The sequence below is a fragment of the Streptomyces sp. NPDC025784 genome (assembly GCF_055558435.1).
In genome coordinates this window covers 681,264-703,345 of record NZ_JBVHMN010000002.1, presented here as the reverse complement: position 1 = coordinate 703,345, position 22,082 = coordinate 681,264, and the positions used below count along the sequence as shown (strand labels likewise).

Here is a 22,082-nt window from a genome sequence, read left to right as displayed (position 1 = left end):
ATCCGGTTCGGGGCCCTTCGGCGACGTACGGGTGTTACGGCAGCTGCGCCGCGCGTGCCTCGCGACGGTTGTCCCGGAAGTTGTTCACCCTCCGGGCCGTGGCGAAGAGCGGGATGACCGCACCCATGACCAGCTGCAGCGCGCAGCCCGTCTGGAGGAGCAGCTGGCCGCTCGGGGCGTCGAACGCCCAGGCCGCCAGGAGACCCATGCTGAGCACGATCCAGGAGAGCATCGCGACCGCGAGGCGGCCCCGCGGCTTCGGGTACTCGACCCGGCTCACCATCAGCCAGGCGGTGCCGATGATCGCCATGAGCGTGGCGACGAACGGCAGCTCCAGCAGCACGATGGAGACCACGGTCAGCGCGCCGAACGGCGAGGGCATGCCCTGGAAGGTGCCGTCCTTCACCGTGACGCAGGAGAACCGCGCGAGGCGGAGGACGACCGCAAGCAGGACCACGATGGCCCCCACCGCCGCCACCCGCTGGTGCGCGTCGTCCGCGACCATGCCGTAGACGAGCACGAAGTACGCCGGTGCGAGTCCGAAGCTGATCAGGTCGGACAGGTTGTCCAGTTCCGCGCCCATGGGGGAGGAGCGCAGCTTGCGGGCGACCAGACCGTCGAAGAGGTCGAAGACCGCGGCGCACAGCATCAGGATGACGGCCGTGGCGGCGCTGTGGCGCGCCATGCCTGTCTCCTGGCTGCCCGTGAGGTGCGGGATCAGGATGCCGGTGGTGGTGAAGTACACCGCCATGAAGCCGCACGTGGCGTTGCCGAGGGTGAGGGTGTCCGCTATTGAGAGGCGGAGCGAGAGCGGCATCTCCTCCTCGTCGTCCACGTCCTCGGCCTCCGGCACCCAGCCGGCCTGTGTCTCAGGATCAATCACGGTCAATTCGAGTCACCCCAGCCACGGTCTTCTGACCGACCTCCACATCGACCTCGACACCTTCGGGGAGGTAGATGTCGACGCGCGAGCCGAAGCGGATCAGGCCGATCCGCTCGCCCTGCTCGACCTTGGTGCCCTGAGGGATGTAGGGGACGATGCGACGGGCCACCGCGCCGGCGATCTGGATCATCTCGATGTCACCGAGCTCGGTGTCGAAGTGCCAGACGACGCGTTCGTTGTTCTCGCTCTCCTTGTTGAACGCCGGAACGAACCCGCCGGGGACGTGCTCGACCGACGTCACCGTGCCGGACAGCGGCGCGCGGTTGACGTGGACGTTGAGCGGGCTCATGAAGATCGCGACGCGGGTGCGCCCGTCCTTCCACGGCATGATGCTCTGCACCACACCGTCGGCGGGCGAGATGACGCGGCCCTGGGTGATCTCGCGCTCGGGGTCGCGGAAGAACCACAGCATGCCGGCCGCGAGCGCGGTGGCGGGTACGGCCACGGCCTTGGCGGCGCCGGAGCGGCGCGCGCGGGCCAGGCTGAGTGCTGCGGTGGCCACGGTCGGGAGGAGCCACGGCGATGCTCCGCGCGCGAGGCGGACCCGGCCGCGTTGTGCAGAGGTTTGGCTGTGGGGCATGGATGACCTTCGTAGCGGATGATGCCGCGCTGGAACGGGGGACGGCGGCTTTCCGGCGATCGTACCGGTCGCGGGCCGCAACTGGGCAAGCCAGGAAGCCGAGTCGGCGGCCGAAGAGTGTTGACGGGGTGTGATCTTCTTCGCGAAGAAAACACCCCGAATCACGACATCTAGCCCTGGAGTCGATACTCTTCGAGCAACCTGCGCCCGATGATCATTTTCTGGATTTCGGCGGTACCTTCACCGATCAGCAGCATCGGGGCCTCGCGGTAGAGGCGCTCGATCTCGTACTCCTTGGAGAAGCCGTAGCCGCCGTGGATCCGGAAGGCATCCTCCACGACCTCCTTGCAGTACTCGGAGGCGAGGTACTTCGCCATCCCTGCTTCGAGGTCGTTTCGTTCCCCGGAGTCCTTTTTGCGTGCCGCGTTCACCATCATGGCATGGGCCGCCTCGACCTTGGTAGCCATCTCGGCCAGCTTGAACTGGATGGCCTGGTGCTGGGCGATCGCCTTGCCGAAAGTGTGACGCTGCTGGGCATAGGAGACACCCAGCTCGAAGGCGCGCTGGGCGACGCCGCAGCCACGGGCCGCGACGTTGACGCGCCCGACCTCGACTCCGTCCATCATTTGGTAAAACCCTCGGCCGGTCGTCCCGCCGAGTACACGATTGGCCGGAATGCGCAGTCCGTCCATGATGAGCTCGGTCGTGTCGACACCCTTGTAGCCCATCTTGTCGATCTTCCCGGGAATGGTCAGGCCGGGACGGACCTCGCCGAAGCCGGGCTCCTTCTCCACCAGGAACGTCGTCATCGACTTGTGGGGCGCGGTGCCCTCGGGGTGTCCTTCGTCACTTCGGACGAGGACGGCCACCAGGGTCGACGAGCCACCGTTCGTCAGCCACATCTTCTGACCGTTCAGGACGTACTCGTCGCCGTCCTTGACCGCCTTCGACGTGATCGCCGAGACGTCCGAGCCGAGACCCGGCTCCGACATCGAGAACGCGCCGCGCACCTCGCCCAGCGCCATCCGCGGCAGGAAGTGGTCCTTCTGCTCCTGCGTGCCGTGCTGCTTGAGCATGTACGCCACGATGAAGTGCGTGTTGATGATGCCGGACACCGACATCCAGCCGCGGGCGATCTCCTCCACGCACAGCGCGTACGTGAGCAAGGACTCGCCCAGGCCGCCGTACTCCTCCGGGATCATCAGGCCGAACAGGCCCAGTTCCTTGAGGCCGTCGACGATCTGCTGCGGGTACTCGTCGCGGTGCTCCAGCTCGGTGGCGACCGGAATGATCTCCTTGTCCACGAAGTCGCGGACGGTGGAGAGGATCTCCTGCTGGATGTCGGTCAGACCGGCGGTCTGGGCGAGTCGCGCCATGGCTACTTCTCCGTCTGCTTCAGCTCCGGGCGGCCGGGCTGCTCGCCGCCGCGCTCCTTGATGTACGTCTCGGTGGGGACCATCACCTTGCGGCGGAACACGCAGACCAGCGTGCCGTCCTGCTTGTAGCCCTTCGTCTCGACGTAGACGATCCCGCGGTCCGACTTGGACCGGGAGGGCGTCTTGTCCAGGACCGTCGTCTCGCCGTAGATCGTGTCGCCGTGGAAGGTCGGCGCCACGTGCCGCAGCGACTCGATCTCCAGGTTGGCGATCGCCTTGCCCGACACGTCCGGCACGGACATGCCGAGGAGCAGCGAGTAGATGTAGTTGCCCACGACGACGTTCTTCCCGAAATCCGTCGTCTTCTCCGCATAGTTCGTGTCCATGTGGAGCGGGTGGTGGTTCATGGTCAGCAGACAGAAGAGGTGGTCGTCGTACTCCGTGACCGTCTTCCCGGGCCAGTGCTTGTAGACCGCGCCGACCTCAAACTCTTCGTAGGTGCGTCCGAACTGCATGGTGCTCAGGCCTCCGGGGCTTCGAACTTGCTGGTGCGCTGCATGCCGGCGGCCCGGCCCTTGCCCGAGATGACCAGGGCCATCTTGCGGCTGGCCTCGTCGATCATCTCGTCGCCGAGCATCGCGGAGCCCTTCTTGCCGCCCGCCTCGGACGTGTAGTAGTCGTACGCGTCCAGGATCAGCTCGGCGTGGTCGAAGTCCTCCTGGGAGGGCGAGAAGATCTCGTTGGACGCCTCGACCTGGCCCGGGTGCAGTACCCACTTGCCGTCGAAGCCGAGCGCGGCGGCGCGCTGGGCGACCTCGCGGTAGCCGTCGATGTTCCGGATCTGCAGGTAGGGGCCGTCGATCGCCTGGAGGTTGTTGGCGCGGGCGGCCATCAGGATCTTCATCAGGATGTAGTGGTAGGCGTCCGCCGGGTAGCCGGGCGGCTGCTCACCCACGACGAGCGACTTCATGTTGATGGACGCCATGAAGTCGGCCGGGCCGAAGATGATGGTCTCGACGCGCTGGGAGGCCGTCGCGATCTCGTTGACGTTGTTCAGGCCCTGGGCGTTCTCGATCTGCGCCTCGATGCCGATCTTGCCGACCTCGAAGCCCATCGTCTTCTCGATCTGCGTCAGCAGCAGGTCCAGCGCCACGACCTGCTGGGCGTCCTGGACCTTCGGCAGCATGATGCAGTCGAGGTTCTGGCCCGCGCCCTCCACGACGGTCACGACGTCGCGGTACGTCCACTCGGTGGTCCAGTCGTTGACGCGCACGACCCGCGTCTTGCCGGTCCAGTCGCCCTCGTTGAGGAACTTCACGATGGTGTGCCGTGCCCCGGGCTTGGCCAGCGGCGCGCACGCGTCCTCCAGGTCGAGGAAGACCTGGTCCGCGGGGAGGCCCTGGGCCTTCTCCAGGAAACGCGGGTTGCTCCCCGGTACCGCGAGGCAGGAGCGACGCGGACGCAGACGGTTGACGGGCGTGGTCATGCGGGGACCTCCAGGGGGTCGAGCTTGTTCGCTTTCCGGATCTCGTCGACGATACGGCCGATGATTCCGGTGATGTCGAAGTCCTTCGGTGTGAAGACCGCGGCCACTCCTGCGGCCCGCAGCTGCTCGGCGTCGGCGTTCGGGATGATCCCGCCCGCGATCACCGGGATGTCCGCGGCGCCGGCCTCGCGCAGCCTCTCCAGCACGTCCGGCACCAGCTGGGCGTGCGAGCCGGACAGGATGGACAGCCCGACACCGTGCACGTCCTCCGCGACCGCGGCGTCCACTATCTGTTCGGGCGTCAGCCGGATGCCCTGGTAGACCACCTCGAAGCCGGCGTCGCGGGCCCGCACGGCGATCTGCTCGGCGCCGTTGGAGTGTCCGTCCAGGCCCGGCTTGCCGACCAGGAAGCGGAGCTTGCCGACACCGAGGTCCCGTGCCGTCAGTTCCACCTTGCGGCGGACCTGGGCGAGCGCGGTGCCCTCCTCGGCGGTGACCGCGACGGGCGCGGAGGAGACACCGGTCGGCGCGCGGAACTCGCCGAACACCTCGCGCAGGGCCCCGGCCCACTCGCCGGTGGTGACCCCGGCGCGGGCGCACTCCAGGGTGGCCTCCATGAGGTTGTCGGTGCCCTTGGCGGCCTCCTTCAGCCGCTCCAGCGCCTTGCACGGGCGCGGGTGGTTGAACGGAGGCTGGTAGCGCGTGTCGCGCCAGTTCTCCAGGGCGCCGATCACCCGGGCCTCGACGGCCGGGTCGACCGTCTGGATGGCGGCGTCCAGGTCGGCCGTGAGCGGGTTCGGCTCGGTGGACTCGAAGATGTTGACGCCGACGATCTTCTCCTGGCCGGACTCGATACGGCCGCGGCGCTCGGCGTGCGAGGAGACGAGCTGCGACTTCAGGTAGCCCGACTCGACGGCGGCCATGGCACCGCCCATCTCCTGGATGCGGTCGATCTCGGCCAGCGACTCCTCGACGAGGGCCGACACCTTGGCCTCGATGACGTGCGAACCCTCGAAGATGTCCTCGTACTCCAGCAGGTCGCTCTCGTGCGCGAGCACCTGCTGGATGCGCAGCGACCACTGCTGGTCCCAGGGCCGGGGCAGGCCCAGCGCCTCGTTCCAGGCGGGCAGCTGCACGGCACGCGCGCGTGCGTCCTTCGAGAGGGTCACGGCCAGCATCTCGAGCACGATCCGCTGGACGTTGTTCTCCGGCTGCGCCTCGGTCAGACCGAGGGAGTTGACCTGGACGCCGTACCGGAAACGCCGCTGCTTGGGGTTCTCGATGCCGTACCGCTCGCGGGTGATCCGGTCCCAGATGCGCCCGAACGCGCGCATCTTGCACATCTCCTCGACGAAGCGGACACCCGCGTTCACGAAGAAGGAGATGCGGGCCACGACGTCGCCCTTGCGGTCCTCGGCGATCTGGCCGGACGCGAACACCGCGTCCAGGACGGCGATCGCGGTGGACATCGCGTACGCGATCTCCTGGACCGGCGTGGCGCCCGCCTCCTGCAGGTGGTAGCTGCAGATGTTGATCGGGTTCCACTTCGGGATGTGGTTCACCGTGTAGGTGATCATGTCCGTCGTCAGACGGAGGGAGGGGCCCGGCGGGAAGACGTGCGTCCCCCGCGACAGGTACTCCTTCACGATGTCGTTCTGGGTCGTGCCCTGGAGCTTGGTGATGTCCGCGCCCTGCTCCTCGGCGACGACCTGATAGAGCGCCAGCAGCCACATGGCCGTGGCGTTGATCGTCATCGAGGTGTTCATCTGCTCCAGGGGGATGTCCTGGAACAGACGGCGCATGTCACCGAGGTGGGAGACCGGGACCCCGACCCGGCCGACCTCGCCGCGGGCGAGGATGTGGTCGGGGTCGTAACCGGTCTGCGTCGGAAGGTCGAACGCGACCGACAGGCCCGTCTGGCCCTTCGCGAGGTTGCGCCGGTACAGCTCGTTCGACGCCTCGGCGGTGGAGTGACCGGCGTACGTGCGCATCAGCCACGGCCGGTCCTTCTGACGCTCAGTCATCTGGGGACCTCAGACGTTCCGGAAGCGGTTGATGGCGTCGATGTGCTGGGCGCGCTTCTCGTGGTCGCGGACGCCCAGGCCCTCCTCGGGGGCGAGCGCCAGCACGCCGACCTTGCCCTGGTGGAGGTTGCGGTGCACGTCGTAGGCGGCCTGCCCGGTGTCCTCCAGGGAGTAGACCTTGGAGAGCGTCGGGTGGATCTTGCCCTTGGCGATCAGGCGGTTGGCCTCCCACGCCTCGCGGTAGTTGGCGAAGTGCGAGCCGATGATCCGCTTCAGCGACATCCACAGGTAGCGGTTGTCGTACTCGTGCATGTAGCCCGAGGTCGAGGCGCAGGTGGTGATGGTGCCGCCCTTGCGGGTGACGTAGACCGAGGCGCCGAAGGTCTCGCGGCCGGGGTGCTCGAAGACGATGTCGATGTCCTCGCCGCCGGTGAACTCGCGGATGCGCTTGCCGAAGCGCTTCCATTCCTTCGGGTCCTGGGTGCGCTCGTCCTTCCAGAACTTGTAGCCCTCGGCGCTGCGGTCGATGATCGCCTCGGCGCCCATCGAGCGGCAGATGTCCGCCTTCTGCTCGCTGGAGACGACACAGATCGGGTTGGCGCCGCCGGCCAGCGCGAACTGGGTGGCGTACGAGCCGAGCCCGCCGCTCGCGCCCCAGATCAGCACGTTGTCGCCCTGCTTCATGCCGGCGCCGTTGCGGGAGACCAGCTGCCGGTAGGCGGTGGAGTTCACCAGACCGGGAGCGGCGGCCTCCTCCCACGACAGGTGGTCGGGCTTCGGCATCAGCTGGTTGGACTTGACCAGGGCGATCTCGGCGAGTCCACCGAAGTTGGTCTCGAAGCCCCAGATGCGCTGCTCGGGGTCGAGCATCGTGTCGTTGTGGCCGTCCGAGGACTCCAGCTCGACCGACAGGCAGTGCGCGACGACCTCGTCGCCGGGGTGCCAGGCGTTCACGCCCGGGCCGGTGCGCAGGACGACGCCCGCGAGGTCGGAGCCGATGATGTGGTACGGCAGGTCGTGGCGCTTGGTGAGCTCGCTGAGCCGGCCGTAGCGCTCCAGGAAGCCGAAGGTCGACAGCGGCTCGAAGATCGAGGTCCACACGGAGTTGTAGTTGACCGAGGAGGCCATGACGGCCACCAGGGCCTCGCCCGGGCCGAGCTCCGGCACCGGCACGTTGTCCAGGTGGATCGACTTGCGGGGGTCCTTGTCGCGGGTGCTGAGCCCGGCGAACATCTCCGTCTCGTCCTTGTGCACGGTGATCGCACGGTACGACTCGGGGAGCGGCAGAGCGGCGAAGTCGTCAGACGTGGCCGTCTGAGACTGAATCGCGTCCAGGATTTCCTTCACTGTGTTGCCTCCGGCGATGAGCGTCCTGAGGGAAGACGCTGAGGGTTACGTCGGTGCTGCTGAGGGTGTGAGGGGTGCCGTCGGTTCGGCGGAGGTGGTGCTGTGGCGGCGCTTGGTCGGCGCAGGAGGTTGCCTGTGACGCAGGCGTCCGGGCGCGCAGCCTGGGGGGCTTGCGGGGACAGCCGGCGTACGAAAGGTCTCTGCACGCCGGCCGCCCGGACTCCTTCAACGTATGACACCGCGTGTCACCTGACAAGGCACTGAGTGCCAGAAGTTGGCCTCAGATGAAATCTTTACGTAACAAATGAGCGATGATCGATCAAAGCTACTGCCGAGTAGGTGGCTATGGGAGGTCTTGTCGTGGTCCGCCGGATGTCATGACGGGGGTGTCGGCCGGGTGCGTTCAGGGGCGCCGGGGGGAGTGCGCGCAACGGTGCGGCGAGGGCAGGTGAGGAGGCCGCTCGCGGGCGTCCGTGAGGAGGCGTGGGGCTCTCCTGCTGCTGGACGGCTGGTCGACTGCCGGGAGGGGCGGGGCGGACGCGCGCCCGGCTGTCGGCTCCGGACGGGGGCGCCGGGTGCGCGGGCCTGCCGGCCGTCGGGATCGGCGGGACCGGCGAAGGCCGGGACTCTCGCGGCCAGGGAGCCGGGGCATGGCGCGACCCGGGGTTGTGAAGCGGGGCCCGGGCCGGAGCGGTCACGGTTCGGAGGTGCGGGCCGCGCGGTACCGGCGCGGCCTGGGAGTGGCGCGGCCTTGGACCGGGGTCCGGGGCCCGTCCCGGAGTCCGGAGCGGCCGCGGTTCGGAGGTGCGGGCCCCGGTGCCGGCGCGGCCGGGGAGTTGCGCGGTCTCGGGCCGGGGTCCGGGGTCGTCACGGCTCCGAGGTGCGCGCCGCGGTGTCGGCGCGGCGCGCGGACGCAGCGGCTACGGACGCTCCTTGAGCGCCTGCTCGATCGTGCGCATGACCTGGTCGAGCGGGGCGTCGACGCGGGCGACGGTCACCAGCACGTCGCCTTCCGTGAAGGAGGAGGCGGGTGCCGGCCGGGGGGTGGTCTCCCGCCCGGCGCCGATCCCGTTGCCGAACGTCTTCCGCACGATCGCGAAGGCGTGGTCGAGCTGTGCCTCCACGTCGCCCTGGCCGCCCGCCCGCAGCCAGCGCCGCAGCACGTGGTTGTGGGCGGTCACGACGGCGGACGCGGCCACCTCGGCCAGCAGCGGGTCGTCATTCGCGTCGTCGTCGTGCGCGTGCTCGTCGAAGTGGCCCAGCAGATAGCGGGTGAAGAGTCGCTCGTAGCGGGCCACCGATGCGATCTCGGCCTCGCGCAGGGTGGGTACCTCGCGCGTGAGCTTGTAGCGGGCGACCGAGATCTCGGGCCGCGCCGCGTACATCTTCATGACTTCCTTGATGCCCCGGCACACGGTGTCGAGCGGGTGCTCGTGCGCGGGAGCCGCGTTGAGCACGGCCTCGGCCCGGATCAGCGTGTCGTCGTGGTCGGGGAAGATCGCCTCTTCCTTGGAGCGGAAATGGCGGAAGAAGGTCCGGCGGGCCACTCCGGCCTGGGCCGCGATCTCGTCGACGGTGGTCGCCTCGTACCCCTTCGTCGCGAACAGCTCCATGGCCGCGGCCGCCAGTTCCCGGCGCATCTTGAGGCGTTGAGCGGCCGCGCGACTGCCGGCGGCACTTTCCGGTGCGTCGGACGTGGCTGGTGTACGTGAGGACTTGGCGGGCTGGGACATGACCCGAACGTACTGCATGTGCGCAGGAGAGCGCGCATGTCCGGGGATCCCCCCGCCCTCCTGGGGCGGGGGGTGTCCGGCCGGGTCGAGCAGTCCGCCCCAGTCGGGGCTCTCCGCGAACCAGTCGCCCGTACGCTCAGCGCCGGGCATATTCGCGGAAGCCGCGGCCGGTCTTGCGGCCGAGGCAGCCCGCGGCCACCAGGTGTTCGAGGAGTGGCGCGGGGGCCAGGCCGGGGTCGCGGAACTCGCGGTGCAGGACCTTCTCGATGGCGAGCGAGACGTCCAGGCCGACCACGTCCAGCAGCTCGAAGGGCCCCATCGGGTAGCCACCGCCCAGCTTCATCGCGGCGTCGATGTCGTCGAGCGTCGCGTAGTGCTCCTCGACCATCTTGATCGCGTTGTTCAGGTACGGGAACAGCAGGGCGTTCACGATGAATCCCGCGCGGTCACCGCAGTCCACCGGGTGCTTGCGGACCTTCGCGCAGACCTCGCGCACGGTGGCGTGCACGTCGTCGGCGGTGAGCACGGTGCGCACGACCTCGACGAGCTTCATCGCCGGGGCCGGGTTGAAGAAGTGCATGCCGATCACGTCCTGCGGGCGTGAGGTGGCGCGGGCGCAGGCCACGACGGGCAGCGACGACGTGGTGGTGGCCAGGATCGCACCGGGCTTGCAGACCTTGTCGAACGTGGCGAACAGCTGCTGCTTGATCGACAGGTCCTCGGCGACGGCCTCCAGGGCCAGGTCGACGTCGGCGAACGCGTCGTACGTGCCCGCCGGGGTGATCAGGTCCAGGGTCTGCGCGGCGGCCTCGGCGGTCATGCGCCCCTTGTCGACAGAGCGCGAAAGCGACTTGCCGATACGAGCCTTGGCGGCCTGGGCCTTCTCCACGCTGCGGGCGGCGAGGACGACCTCGTACCCGGCCTTCGCGAAGACCTCGGCGATGCCGGACGCCATGGTGCCGGAACCCGCGACGCCGACGGAGCGGACCGTGCGGCCCGGGACCAGGGCGGCGCCCTCCAGCGGTGTGAGCGCGTCCCGCACGACGGTCGCGCTGCCGGGGGCCTCGTACGAGTAGAAGCCGCGGCCCGACTTCCGGCCGGTCAGGCCCGCCTCGCTGAGCTGCTTGAGGATGGGCGCGGGGGCGTGCAGCCGGTCGTGCGACTCGGCGTACATGGCCTCCAGGACCGTGCGCGCGGTGTCCACGCCGATCAGGTCCAGCAGTGCGAGCGGGCCCATGGGCAGGCCGCAGCCGAGCTTCATCGCCGCGTCGATGTCCTCGCGGGAGGCGTACTTCGCCTCGTACATCGCGGCGGCCTGGTTGAGGTAGCCGAACAGCAGTCCGTCCGCGACGAAACCGGGGCGGTCCCCGACCGCGACGGGCTCCTTGCCGAGCTCGATCGCGAGGTCGGTCACGGCGCCGACGGCCTGCGGGGAGGTCAGCACCGACGAGACGACCTCGACGAGCTTCATCGCCGGGGCCGGGTTGAAGAAGTGCAGTCCGAGGACGCGCTCGGGGCGGGCCGAGTCGGCGGCGAGCCGTGTCACGGACAGCGCGTTGGTGCCGGTCGCGAGGATGGCCTCGGGGCGCACGACGGCGTCGAGCTCCCGGAAGACCTGCTGCTTGATGTCGTACGACTCCGGGGTCACCTCGATGACCAGGTCGGCGTCGGCCGCGGCGGCCAGCTCGGTGAAGGTGCGGAAGCGCGAGAGGACGTCGCCGCGCTCCTGCTCGGTGAGGCGCTCGCGCTGCACGGCGCGCGCCGTGGACGCTTCGAGCGCGGCGACGGCCTGGGCGGCCGCGGCCTCGCTGATGTCGATGCCGATCACCTCGCGGCCGGCGCGGGCGAGGACCTCGGCGATGCCGGTGCCCATGGTGCCGAGGCCGACGACGGCGACGGTCTTGAGCTGGGGCTGAGGGGTGTCGGACAGGGGAGTGGCCATCGCGGGACTCCAGGAAGAGGGTGACGACTGAGGAGTGCACATGGGGTACGCCGACGGGCGCACATGGTGCTGGGATTGCGGGTGTTGCCGGGCTGACTGGCGCACACGCCCGGTCCGTCCCGCGGCGCTCGGAAAACGCGCCGACGAACGGTGAAGTCGACCGGCCCTGTCCCAAGCCGTGTCGTACTGCGGTACCTGAGGCACCGAACCGACTGCTCCTGCGGCGGCTGCGTCACCAGGCCACCGCAAGGGTGAGGCGAGTGGGTAACTCGCTCGTCTGAGCTTAACCCGCCGGTAACGAGCGCGCCAGCCCCTGAGTTTGTGATGTACGTCCCGACGTCCCACGCGTTTCTCTAGACTCGGCGTCATGGACGGAGAGTTGCGATCACTCACGGAGCGTCTACGGAAGGAGGCCGCAGGCTCGGCGGAGTACGACCGGCTCGTGGCGACCGAGGACGCCGACGCACTGGCGTCCGCGCTCACCGAGACCGGACAGCCGTTGTGGGCCAGGGAGTTGGTCGCCTTCCGGCTCGGCCTGGCCGGGGACCGGCGGGCCTTCGAGGCGCTCGTCCTGCTGCTCAACCACCGCGACCCGCAGCGCTGCGCGTCCGCCGCGTACGCGCTGGCACGGCTCGGCGATCCGCGCACCGCCCGCGCGGCGGCGGCGCTCGCCACGAACGAGCTGCGCGTCGCCTACGCCCTCCGTCCGATACGGCTGCTTGTCGAGCTGCGCGCCCCCGAGGCGGTGCCCGCTCTGATCACCACCCTGGAGCGCCGGCTGCGTCCGCACGACCCCTACCGGAGCGTGGCCCTCGCGTGCGTGCAGGGCCTCGGCGCCCTGGGGGACGAGCGTGCGAGACCCGTGCTCAGCGAGGCGCTGGCCCATCCGGCCCTCGCGGAGGCGGCGGTCCACGCACTGGCCCTGCTGCCCGCTCGGAAGGGGTAGGGCGGAACGGACGGTGCCGGATCGGCCGGAAAGTGTGGGATCGGCCGGAAGGCGCGCGGGTGCTCGGTGGGTGCGGTGCCGGCCGGAGGCGCCGCCGGGACGGGACCGCCCGGAACCTCGCGCGGACGCCGACGGCTCAGGCGAGGGCGGTACCGGCCAGGGGGCGCGCGTAACGCACCTCGGGTATCGCGACACCGTCGACCTCGAAAGGCTCCTCGGCGCCGTCCGGTCCGAAACCCGATCGCTCGTAGAAACGGCGGGCCGGACCGTTCTCCTTGAGGACCCACAGCAGCATCCGCTCGTGACCGGCCGCCGCGCACCGGGCGACGGACTCGCCGAGCAGAGCCCGCCCGATCCCGCTGCCGACCCGGTCGGGACGCACGTAGATCGCGTACAACTCGATGTCGCCGGTGCGGACTTCGCCGTCCCGGTACGGTCCGTGGCAGGCCCAGCCGACCAGCTCGTCCTGCCGCTCGGCGACCAGGTTCACCACATCGCCGTCACCGCGCTCGAAGAACGCGCGCCGACGTGCCGTGTCCTCGGCCACGCTGAGCCCGTCGAGGTACGACTGCGGCATCAGCCCCTGGTACGCGCTCTGCCAGCCGCGCACACGGATCTCGGCTACGCGCGGGCAGTCGTCGAGGGTCATCTCGCGGATCACGAGCCCGTTCACCCGCACACCACCGCGCTGCTCTCCCCGCAGTCCCCGTGGGGCGTCGGGGACTGCGGCGTGGCGGCGGGGACGGACCCGTCGGGGACGTGAACGCGCATCGGATCGGTCATGGGTCCATGGTGGACCACGGGTCCGACAACGCCCCCGACGGGCCTTCGATCTGCGGGGATCAGCCCCGGAAGCCGAGCAGTCCGTGCAGCGTCGAACCCCGCGAGGAGGAGGACGCGACCTTCGCCTTCAGCGGCTCCGGGTCGGGCAGCTTCTTGCACACCGCGTCGGCCTCACCACTGCCGTGCGGCACCTTGCCCTCGGTCAGATACGCCGTCAGGTACTTGTCCAGGCAGGCGTTGCCGCTCAGCGTGATGCCGTGGTTCCCGCCGCCCTGCTCGACGACCAGACTGGAGCCGCGCAGCTTGCGGTGGACCGTGACACCGCCCTGGTACGGGGTGGCGGCGTCGTCCGTGGCCTGGAAGAGCAGCACCGGTGGCAGCGACTTGTTGGAGATGTCCACAGGCCGCAGCGAGCGCGTCGGCCAGAAGGCACAGGGTGCGTTGTACCAGGCGTTGTTCCATGCCATGAACGGCGCCTTCTCGTACACCGCCCAGTTGTCCTTGCGCCACTGGTTCCAGTCCCGCGGCCAGGACGCGTCACGGCACTGCACCGCGGTGTAGACGCTGTAGCCGTTGTCGCCCGAGGCGTCCACGGCACCGAAGTCCTCGTACGCCTGGACGAGCGAGTCGCTCTTCGTGCCGTTCGCGTAGTCCGAGAACACCTGGGCGAGGTAGGGCCAGTAGCCGTTGTAGTAGCCACCGGGGATGAAGGTGTCCTCCAGCTCGGAGGCGCCCACCTTCTTCTGTGCGGGCTTCTTGGCGAGCGCGGCGCGCATCGCGTACCACTTGGCCTCGACCTTGGCCGGGTCGGTGCCCAGCTTGTAGGTCGCGTTGTGCTTGGCGATCCACGCCAGGAAGGCCTTCTGGCGGTCGTCGAAGGCGTAGTCCTGCCCGAGGTTGTCGTCGTACCACACACCGATGGGGTCGACGATGGAGTCCAGGACCAGGCGGCGAACGCGCTGCGGGTAGAGCTTCGCGTACACGGCGCCCAGGTAGGTGCCGTACGAGTAGCCGAAGTAGTTGATCTTCTTGGCCCCGAGCGCGCCGCGGATCGAGTCCATGTCGCGGACGGCGTCGACCGTGTCGATGTACGGCAGCAGGCTTGCGTACTTCTTGCCGCACGCCGTGGCGAAGGCCTTGGCGCGCTCGACGTTGGCCTTCTCCAGGGCCGGAGTGGCGGGCACCGAGTCGGGGCGGACAGGGGCGAAGTGCCCCGGCTTGCAGTCCAGGGCCGGCTCGCTCTTGCCGACGCCGCGCGGGTCGAAGCCGATGACGTCGTACTGCGCGGCCACCGACTTCGGCAGCGAGGAGGCGACGAATCCGGCCAGGGTGAGCCCGCTGCCGCCGGGGCCGCCCGGGTTCACCAGCAACGGTCCCTGGAAGTTCGCGGCGGTGTGCGGGACGCGCGAGAGGGCGAGGGTGATCTTCCGCCCGTCGGGGTGCGAGTGGTCCAGCGGTACCTTCACCGACGCGCACTGGAGCGTCGGATAGTCGCTGGTCGCACACTTCTTCCAAGTGAGCTTGGCGGTCTGGGTGGTGCGCGGTGCGGTCGCGGAGCCGGCGCTTGCGTCGGCCGGGATCGACGTGATCATCCCGGCCACCACGGCGGCTGCCCCGCACAGAGCAGCTGCGCGTTTCTTCATAAGGCCTCCCAGGACGGAGGTTTTGAGCCGTGCACGCCACGGCCTTCGCCGCATCGTGCCGGAAAGGGAGGCCGGAGGAACCGGTTCTGACAAGACTTGACCCGATTGAGCCAGGAGATCGCTCGGATGCCGTCAGAAGTGTTCACGGACGCCTGTGAACCGGTCCTGGGAGTTCATGCGGCACGGATGGCGTGCCGCGCGGTCGTCACAGCAGCGTCAGCTGGGTCGGCTCGGCAGCCGGGGCGTCTGGAGCGGCCGGTTCGGAGCCCGCGATCCGGCGCGGCATCCCCGCGCGCGTGGGGCCGATGCCGTACTCCTGCGCCAGCTCGTGCACCTGACGGGTGATGCGGAGCTGGTACCACTTCGGGGCGTAGGCGCCCTCCGCGTACAGGCGCTCGTAGCGGCGGACCAGGTACGGGTGGTGCCGTTCCAGCCAGGCCATGAACCACTCGCGGGCGCCGGGCCGGAGGTGGAGGACCAGCGGGGTCACGGACGTGGCCCCCGAGGCGGCGATCGCGCGGACGGTGGCGCGCAGTTGGGCGGGGTGGTCGCCGAGGAAGGGGATGACGGGCGCCATCAGCGCACCGCAGCCGATGCCGTGGTCCGTCAGGGTGCGCACCACGTCCAGGCGGCGTTCCGGGGCCGGGGTGCCCGGCTCGACCGTGCGCCACAGCTCGGTGTCGGTGAAGCCCACCGAGACGGAGATGCCGACGTCGGTCACCTCGGACGCCTGCCTGAGCAGGTCGAGGTCGCGCAGGATCAGCGTGCCCTTGGTCAGGATCGAGAAGGGGTTCGCGTGGTCGCGCAGGGCCGCGATGATGCCGGGCATCAGCCGGTAGCGGCCCTCGGCCCGCTGGTAGCAGTCGACGTTGGTGCCCATCGCGATGTGCTCGCCGTGCCAGCGGCGCGAGGCGAGCCGGCGGCGCAGCAGGTCCGGCGCGTTGACCTTCACGACTATCTGGGAGTCGAAGCCGAGTCCGGTGTCGAGGTCGAGATAGCTGTGCGTCTTGCGCGCGAAGCAGTACACAGAGCAGGCGCCACGTATAACCGGATCAGCAAGGCCGACGCGGGGGACGAGGACGGGGTGATCCGGCAGGGCGAGGACACCGATGCCCTGGCCCTGCGCCGGGACATTCCGGTCACCGACCAGCACCGCTACGTCGACAACGACTTGAGCGCCACCACCGGCGGGCACCGTCCCGGGTACGCGGCCCTCGTGGCGGCCGTAGAGCGCGGCGAGGTGGACTGCATCATCGTCACCTACCAGTCGCGGCTGTGGCGCAACCCGCGCGAGCGGCTGGACGGGATGGAGATCCTCCGGAAGCACAAGGTCCCGGTGCTGTGCGTCAAGGGCCCGGAGTTCGACCTGACTACTGCTCAGGGCCGCCTGATCGCGGATGTGATCGGCGCGTTCGACTCGTTCGAGGTCGAGCAGATGAAGGAGCGGATGCGGCGCGAATCCCTCCAGCGTGCCGAGCGGGGCGAGTTCCCCACCGGTCCGCGGTGCTTCGGGTACTCCGCCACCGGTGGCGTGACGGTGCCGGAGGAGGCCGCCGAGGTGCAGGCGATGTTCGCCGCCTTGCTCGCCGGTGCCAGCGTGTCAGGCATCGCGGCCGACCTCAACGCGCGGGGTGTGCTCAACCGCAACGGCAAGCCGTGGACCCACAACAGCGTGCGCGGCGTGCTCCTCAACGAGCGGTACGCCGGGCTGCGCGAGTACCGGGGCGAGGAGTACGCGGGCGCCGGTTGGAGCGCGGTCGTGGAGGAGGACATCTGGCGCAAGGCCGTGGCGATCCTCACCGACGACACACGCAAGACGTCGCCGGGGCCGGCCCGCAAGCACCTGCTGTCCGGCATCGCCCGGTGTGGCGTGTGCGCCGACGGCACGACCGTGACCAGTGCCCAGCGCGGGGACGGCAAGACCGCTTACAAGTGCCGGGGCAAGGTCAAGCACCTGATGCGGGTGGCCGACCCGATCGACGCACTGATCGCCAACACCGACCCGGAGAAGGGCCCGACGGGTGTGGTGATCCAACTCCTGTCACGGCCGGACGCCCTGCGGCTGCTGGATGACCCGGATCGTACCGATACTGCTGAACTCCGCACCCGCGCAACGGCGTTGAGGGCACGGCTGGACACCCTCGCGGACGCCTTCGCGGACGACGACGAGGCCGACCCGGTGGAGTACCGGGACGCAGCGAAGCGGATCAGGGCCCGGCTGGCAAAGATCGAGGCGGAGATGTCGCACCCGACCCGGGGGCCGGTGCTCGCCGGTCTGGTCGGTGCCGACGACGTACCTGGCGCCTGGAGGGCGCTGCCGTTGGACCGGAAGCGCGCCGTGATCGACCTGCTGATGACGGTCACGATCCACCGGGCCGGACCCGGCCGCGCCCACTTCCGTCCAGAGACCGTGGTGATCGAGCCGCGCCTGGCGTCTTGATCGTTTCCCGGAGACCCCACATCTAGTCGTAGCATGCTTTGTAGCGGCCCACGGGGGCCGTGATCGCGGATCCGGACCGCGAGGTTGGCCACACGGCAGGCACCGCACAAAGTCCGCAGTGGGCAGGCGCAACCCCTCATAGACGCAGCCGAAGATCCTTCCGCAGGAGCTTCGCCATGCGTCTTCCTCCGCCTGAAGTCCGCCGGGCACGCGCCGCCGAGGGTGCCGCCGTGCTCCACAGCACAGACATGCTGATCAAGCGTCTTGCCGCCCGAGTGGACGAGATGACACCGAAGCAGCGCGAGGCGCTGCCGGCTCTGTTCGCCCCGACCACCACTGGGGGCGACGAGCGGTGACCACATACGAAGGGCCCCTGCCCAGGGCCCCAACGAGGACGCAGAGAACGCCACTTCCCAAGATACCGCCGTCGCCGACTGTCGCAGGACGCATTCGCCCGCGCGGTCCGTGAGGCCGGGCAGCGTACGGGCCAGCCCAATGACGCCTCCAAGCGCCTCGTGCAGCGGTGGGAATCCGGCGAGACTGCCGCGCCCCGGCCGGTTCTACTCCCGAACCCTGGAGGTCGTCACGGGCCTGCCGATCGACTCCCTGGGCTTCGCCGCTTCGGTGCAGGCCCGCGTCTCCGACGACGGCCACGGCGATCACGACCTCGTGGACAGCCCGACCGGCGTGCCCGTGGCCAACGGCGCCCCAGCGCCCCAGGCGGTGCCGCGCGGGAACTACTCCGGCGTCTGGCTGTCGACGTACGAGTACTTCAGCTCCGGCCGCGACGCGTCGTTCACCGGCAAGCACTACGTGGTGCTGGTCCAGCACGGCAACCGGCTCACTGCCCGCAGCCTGCCCAACGCCTCCCTCGACCCGGACAGCCCGCTGACCCTTGATCTCCAGATCGACGGCGCCACGGTCACCGACACGTGGACCGAGCAGACCGCCTCCGAGGGCTACTACCGCGGAGCGCGGTACTTCGGGGCGCTTCAGATGCCGGCCGAACCGACCGGCCGCCGGATGGCCGGGAAGTGGGTCGGGTCAGGCAAGGACTTCGACGTCAACACCGGTCCGCGGGAGCTGCGCCTCATGGACGCCGACACGGGCAAGGCGACGCCGGCCAAGTACGACCGGCCGCCGGAGGCGTGAGCCCGCTCTCAGGATCGGGCCTGGGCAATTCCGTGATCTTGGGTGCCCTTGCCTGTGGCGCCGCGCATGAGTACCGCGTAGGCGACCGACTTCCTCATGGCGGGGCGTTCCCTGGTGAAGGGGGACCCCGCCATGCCCTTCCAGGCCGTATCTGCGTTCGGGTTTCCGGGCATCGTGACCTCCAAGCCTGATTAGGGTTACTGAGCGCAGTGGATCCAAGCGTGCGTGCACCCCCGGTAGGGCCGCTCGAAGGGCATGCGTGAAGCCCCCGGCACGCGGTTCACGATCGATGGCGCCCGGATCTCGTGAAAGGTGATCCCGCGGAACTCGGGGGTGTCGAACGTACGGGTGGTCACCGCGTCCGCGCCGAACAGCGCGGCGTCGCGAACCGGGTCCCCGGCGGGGTCCACGGTGAGGTTCTCCCAGCGCATGGCGCCTCCTCGGTAGCACTGACCACAGAATAGAACACATGTTCCCTTGATCGTGCGACCGGATACCTGCATCGCCCGGGAGAGCCCGCCCGGCCCCGATTTGGGCGGCCGGGCCGCCTGGTGGTTGGCTGGCCGCACACCCCGAGGAACCAAGTGCTGGAGGAAGTGCAATGGCGCAGGTCGAGGCCACGACGGAGCGGGTCATCGCGGCGGACGCGGAGGCGGTGTTCGACGCGCTGGCCGACTACACCGGCACGCGTGCGAAGCTGCTGCCGGAGCACTTCAGCGAGTACGAGGTGCGAGAGGGCGGCGACGGCGAGGGCACCCTCGTCCACTGGAAGCTCCAGGCCACCAGCAAGCGCGTCCGCGACTGCTTGCTCGAGGTGAGCGAGCCCACCGACGGCGAGCTCGTCGAGAAGGACCGCAATTCCTCGATGGTCACCACCTGGCGTGTCACGCCGGCGGGCGAGGGTTCGTCCCGTGTCGTGGTCACCACTGTCTGGAACGGCGCGGGCGGCATCGGCGGCTTCTTCGAGAAGACCTTCGCGCCCAAGGGTCTCGGGCGGATCTATGACGCGGTGCTCGTCAGGCTCGCCGCCGAGACCGAGAAGAAGTAGCGGTCCCGAGGGGCAGGTGTCCGGCGCCCAAGGGGCCGCGCTCCAGGGCCCGTTGCGGTCCTCACCGTTTCGAGTGGATCTCCCTGTCGCGTGACGTCGTGCCGTAACTCGTCGCGCTTGCTCGCAGTTGTCGCGATAAGCGGGAATTGTGCGGTGGGCGCGACGAGGGGAGCGGCACGTGGGCGGGATCACTCTGGTGCAGGACGAGCCGGGTACCGCACCCCCGAAGGACGCCGTGGAGGCGGTCGCCCGGCCCGCCGAACTCGACTCGCGCCAGATCCGGCTGGTCTTCTTCGGGCTGATGCTCGCCCTGCTGCTGGCCGCGCTGGAGCAGATGATCGTGGCCACCGCGCTCCCGAAGATCGTCGGGGAGCTGCACGGCCTGGACAAGATGTCCTGGGCGATCACGGCCTACCTGCTCACCTCCACCGTCGGACTCCCGGTCTACGGCAAGTTCGGCGATCTCTTCGGCCGCAAGGGCGTCTTCCAGTTCGCGATCGTCGTCTTCGTCATCGGCTCGGCACTCGCCGGCTGGTCGCGCACCATGGACCAGCTGATCGCCTTCCGTGCGCTCCAGGGCGTCGGCGCGGGCGGTCTCCTGATCGGCGTGCAGGCGATCATCGCGGACATCGTGCCGCCCCGCCGACGCGGCCGTTTCATGGGGCTGATCGGGGCCGGGTTCGGCCTGGCATCCGTCGCGGGCCCCCTGCTGGGCGGCTACTTCACCGACCACCTGTCCTGGCGCTGGTGCTTCTACGTCAACGTGCCCTTCGGGCTCCTCACGCTGGCCGTCGTCACCGTCGTGCTGAAACTGCCGAAGCCCGAGGCCAGAGGGCGCGTCGACGTCCTCGGCGTGCTCCTGCTCGCCGCCGCGTCCACCTGCCTGGTGCTGCTGACCAGTTGGGGCGGCACGGAGTACGCCTGGGGCTCACGGGTCATCCTCGGGCTCGGAGCCGGCGCGCTCATCGCGACACTGCTGTTCCTCGTGGTCGAGAGCGTCGCGCCCGAACCCCTCATCCCGCTACGGCTGTTCAAGGACGGCGTCTTCAACGTCACGGCACTGGTGGGACTCGTCATCGGCGTCGCCCTCTTCGGCGCCGCCAGCTATCTGCCCACCTTCCTGCAGATGGTCGACGGGGCCAGCGCCACCGAATCGGGACTCCTCATGCTCCCGATGATGGGCGGCATCGTCGGCGCGTCCATCGTCTCCGGGCAGCTCATCAGCCGTACCGGCCGCTACAAGCCCTATCCGATCGTCGGCAGCGCCCTCTCCGTCGTCGGCATGTGGCTGCTGTCCCGCCTCGAAGCCGACACGCCCCGGCTGCACTACAGCATCTGGATGGCCGTCCTCGGCGCCGGCATCGGCCTGGTGATGCCGGTCCTGGTCCTCGCCGTCCAGAACTCCGTGCCCCCCGCCGACCTCGGCACCGCGACGAGCGCCAACAACTACTTCCGGCAGATCGGCGGCAGCGTCGGGGCCGCCATCTTCGGCACCCTGTTCGCCCACCGGCTCGCCGACGCCCTCGCCGAGCGCCTGCCCACGCGCGGGCAGGACGCCCTGGGGGACTCCGAGTCCCTCACTCCGCAGCTCGTCCACGCGATGCCCGCCGCCCTGCGCGACGACTACATCGGGGCCTACGCGGACGCCATGCCGCGGATCTTCCTCTACCTCGTCCCGGTGCTCGCCCTCGGCCTGGCCATCGCCTTCTTCCTCAAGGAGAAACCCCTGGTGTCCCACAACGCCCCCGCCGCCGAACCGGAAACCGCCCGCACCACCGCCCACATCCCGCCGGGCCGTTCGCCGTACCCCGCCGGAGTCCCCGTCTGCGGCACGGTGCAGCACCCCGACGGCACCGTCGTACCGCGCGCCGCGCTCACCCTCATCGACGTCGCGGGAGCCCAGATCGGACGTGGCGCCAGCGGCGAGGACGGACGGTACGCGCTGTCGACGCCGGGATCCGGCTCGTACGTCCTGATCGCCGCGGCCGGCGGCCACCAGCCGCAGGCCGTCTCGGTGACCGTCGGCGAACGTCCCGTGGAGCTGGACGTCGTGCTCGGCGGCGCGGGGCGCCTCGCCGGCAGTGTGCTCACCGCGGACGGCACCCCCGTACGGGAAGCCACCGTCACCCTCACCAATGTGCACGGCGAGGTGGTGGCCACCACCCGCAGCGGCCGCGAAGGCGGTTACGTCATGACGGAGTTGGTGGCGGGCGAGTACACCCTCGCCGCCAGCGCTCCCGCTTTCCGGCCGGCCGCGCTCCCCGTCTCCGTCCAGGCCGCCCGCGAGACCCGCCAGGACGTCGAGCTCGCGGGCGGTGCCGTGCTGCGCGGCACGGTACGGGCGGGCGGCGGACGCCCCGTCGAGGACGCCCGAGTGACCCTCCTGGACGCCGCAGGGAACGTGGTGGACACCCTGACGACCGGCGCGGACGGAACGTTCCGGTTCGTGGATCTGTCCTCCGGCGAGTACACCGTCATCGCCGCGGGCTACCCGCCGGTGGCGACCGTGCTCCAGGTCGCCGGGGGAGGCCGGACGGAACGGGACCTGCAACTGGGGCACGAGGACTGACGCGGGCGGACCGGGCCGACACCGACGCGCGGCCGTGGGAGCGCCCGGCCGCGGGCCCGGCCGCGGGCCC

General features: G+C 69.8%; 17 protein-coding genes and 2 pseudogenes. 6 read left to right on the top strand and 13 right to left on the bottom strand.

What is annotated here, in order from left to right; genetic code table 11:
• Window positions 1-34: 34 nt before the first annotated feature.
• The 9 genes from pssA to ACZ4IF_RS09040 form a co-directional block, all read right to left on the bottom strand.
• Window positions 35-853 carry a CDP-diacylglycerol--serine O-phosphatidyltransferase gene (pssA, locus tag ACZ4IF_RS09080; protein ID WP_028801876.1) on the bottom strand — a complete coding sequence of 273 codons (819 nt, stop codon included), beginning with the start codon at window positions 851-853 and terminating at the stop codon, window positions 35-37.
• A gap of 22 nt (window positions 854-875) precedes the next feature.
• Window positions 876-1,523, bottom strand: coding sequence for a phosphatidylserine decarboxylase (locus tag ACZ4IF_RS09075; protein WP_467560950.1), 648 nt, complete (start codon window positions 1,521-1,523; stop codon window positions 876-878).
• Window positions 1,524-1,693: 170 nt separating this feature from the next.
• Window positions 1,694-2,899 carry an acyl-CoA dehydrogenase family protein gene (locus tag ACZ4IF_RS09070; RefSeq protein ID WP_028801874.1) on the bottom strand — a complete coding sequence of 402 codons (1,206 nt, stop codon included), beginning with the start codon at window positions 2,897-2,899 and terminating at the stop codon, window positions 1,694-1,696.
• 2 nt (window positions 2,900-2,901) lie between these two features.
• Window positions 2,902-3,414, bottom strand: coding sequence for a MaoC family dehydratase (locus tag ACZ4IF_RS09065; protein ID WP_345649236.1), 513 nt, complete (start codon window positions 3,412-3,414; stop codon window positions 2,902-2,904).
• 5 nt (window positions 3,415-3,419) lie between these two features.
• A complete protein-coding gene (locus ACZ4IF_RS09060; RefSeq protein ID WP_095937577.1) occupies window positions 3,420-4,385 on the bottom strand; it encodes an HpcH/HpaI aldolase/citrate lyase family protein in 966 nt (321 codons plus the stop codon).
• Window positions 4,382-6,409, bottom strand: a complete 2,028-nt coding sequence (locus ACZ4IF_RS09055; RefSeq protein ID WP_345649227.1) for a protein meaA — start codon at window positions 6,407-6,409, stop codon at window positions 4,382-4,384. The genes ACZ4IF_RS09060 and ACZ4IF_RS09055 overlap by 4 nt, the downstream gene beginning before the upstream one ends.
• Window positions 6,410-6,418: 9 nt before the next feature.
• Window positions 6,419-7,756, bottom strand: a complete 1,338-nt coding sequence (ccrA, locus tag ACZ4IF_RS09050; protein WP_095937579.1) for a crotonyl-CoA carboxylase/reductase — start codon at window positions 7,754-7,756, stop codon at window positions 6,419-6,421.
• A gap of 920 nt (window positions 7,757-8,676) precedes the next feature.
• The gene (locus ACZ4IF_RS09045) at window positions 8,677-9,489 is read right to left on the bottom strand and encodes a TetR family transcriptional regulator (RefSeq protein ID WP_467560947.1); all 813 of its coding nucleotides are present in this window, start codon (window positions 9,487-9,489) and stop codon (window positions 8,677-8,679) included.
• A 136-nt stretch (window positions 9,490-9,625) separates the two neighbouring features.
• Window positions 9,626-11,431, bottom strand: a complete 1,806-nt coding sequence (locus ACZ4IF_RS09040) for a 3-hydroxyacyl-CoA dehydrogenase family protein (RefSeq protein ID WP_467560945.1) — start codon at window positions 11,429-11,431, stop codon at window positions 9,626-9,628.
• A gap of 367 nt (window positions 11,432-11,798) precedes the next feature.
• Between ACZ4IF_RS09040 and ACZ4IF_RS09035 the strand changes: the two genes are divergently transcribed.
• The gene (locus ACZ4IF_RS09035; protein ID WP_467560943.1) at window positions 11,799-12,377 is read left to right on the top strand and encodes an adenylosuccinate lyase; all 579 of its coding nucleotides are present in this window, start codon (window positions 11,799-11,801) and stop codon (window positions 12,375-12,377) included.
• Between the two features lie 136 nt (window positions 12,378-12,513).
• Here the strand turns inward: ACZ4IF_RS09035 and ACZ4IF_RS09030 are convergent, their stop codons facing one another.
• The 3 genes from ACZ4IF_RS09030 to ACZ4IF_RS09020 form a co-directional block, all read right to left on the bottom strand.
• Complete coding sequence (locus ACZ4IF_RS09030; protein ID WP_467561136.1) at window positions 12,514-13,026, bottom strand: GNAT family N-acetyltransferase; 513 nt, start codon at window positions 13,024-13,026, stop codon at window positions 12,514-12,516.
• Window positions 13,027-13,219: 193 nt separating this feature from the next.
• Entirely contained in the window at window positions 13,220-14,803 is a 1,584-nt protein-coding gene (locus ACZ4IF_RS09025; RefSeq protein WP_467560941.1) for an alpha/beta hydrolase, read from the bottom strand.
• A 205-nt stretch (window positions 14,804-15,008) separates the two neighbouring features.
• Entirely contained in the window at window positions 15,009-15,830 is an 822-nt protein-coding gene (locus ACZ4IF_RS09020) for a radical SAM family protein (protein WP_467560939.1), read from the bottom strand.
• On the opposite strand from ACZ4IF_RS09020, the gene ACZ4IF_RS09015 reads away from it, so the two are divergent.
• The 3 genes and pseudogenes from ACZ4IF_RS09015 (at window position 15,804) to ACZ4IF_RS09005 (ending at window position 18,395) form a co-directional block, all read left to right on the top strand.
• Window positions 15,804-17,243 (top strand): recombinase family protein, encoded by a 1,440-nt coding sequence (locus tag ACZ4IF_RS09015; protein ID WP_467560937.1) that lies wholly within the window; start codon window positions 15,804-15,806, stop codon window positions 17,241-17,243. The two genes, ACZ4IF_RS09020 and ACZ4IF_RS09015, sit on opposite strands and share 27 nt — an antisense overlap.
• Before the next feature lie 230 nt (window positions 17,244-17,473).
• Window positions 17,474-17,599 (top strand): hypothetical protein, encoded by a 126-nt coding sequence (locus tag ACZ4IF_RS09010; protein ID WP_467560935.1) that lies wholly within the window; start codon window positions 17,474-17,476, stop codon window positions 17,597-17,599.
• A gap of 78 nt (window positions 17,600-17,677) precedes the next feature.
• Window positions 17,678-18,395, top strand: a pseudogene (locus ACZ4IF_RS09005) (XRE family transcriptional regulator).
• Between the two features lie 206 nt (window positions 18,396-18,601).
• Here ACZ4IF_RS09005 and ACZ4IF_RS09000 read toward each other — a convergent pair.
• Window positions 18,602-18,826 (bottom strand): annotated as a pseudogene (locus ACZ4IF_RS09000) (Rv2578c family radical SAM protein); the annotation flags it as partial.
• Between the two features lie 170 nt (window positions 18,827-18,996).
• On the opposite strand from ACZ4IF_RS09000, the gene ACZ4IF_RS08995 reads away from it, so the two are divergent.
• Window positions 18,997-19,443, top strand: coding sequence for an SRPBCC family protein (locus ACZ4IF_RS08995; protein ID WP_467560933.1), 447 nt, complete (start codon window positions 18,997-18,999; stop codon window positions 19,441-19,443).
• Window positions 19,444-19,621: 178 nt separating this feature from the next.
• On the top strand, window positions 19,622-22,012 hold the full coding sequence (locus ACZ4IF_RS08990; RefSeq protein WP_467560931.1) for an MFS transporter: 2,391 nt from the start codon (window positions 19,622-19,624) through the stop codon (window positions 22,010-22,012).
• Window positions 22,013-22,082: the final 70 nt, after the last annotated feature.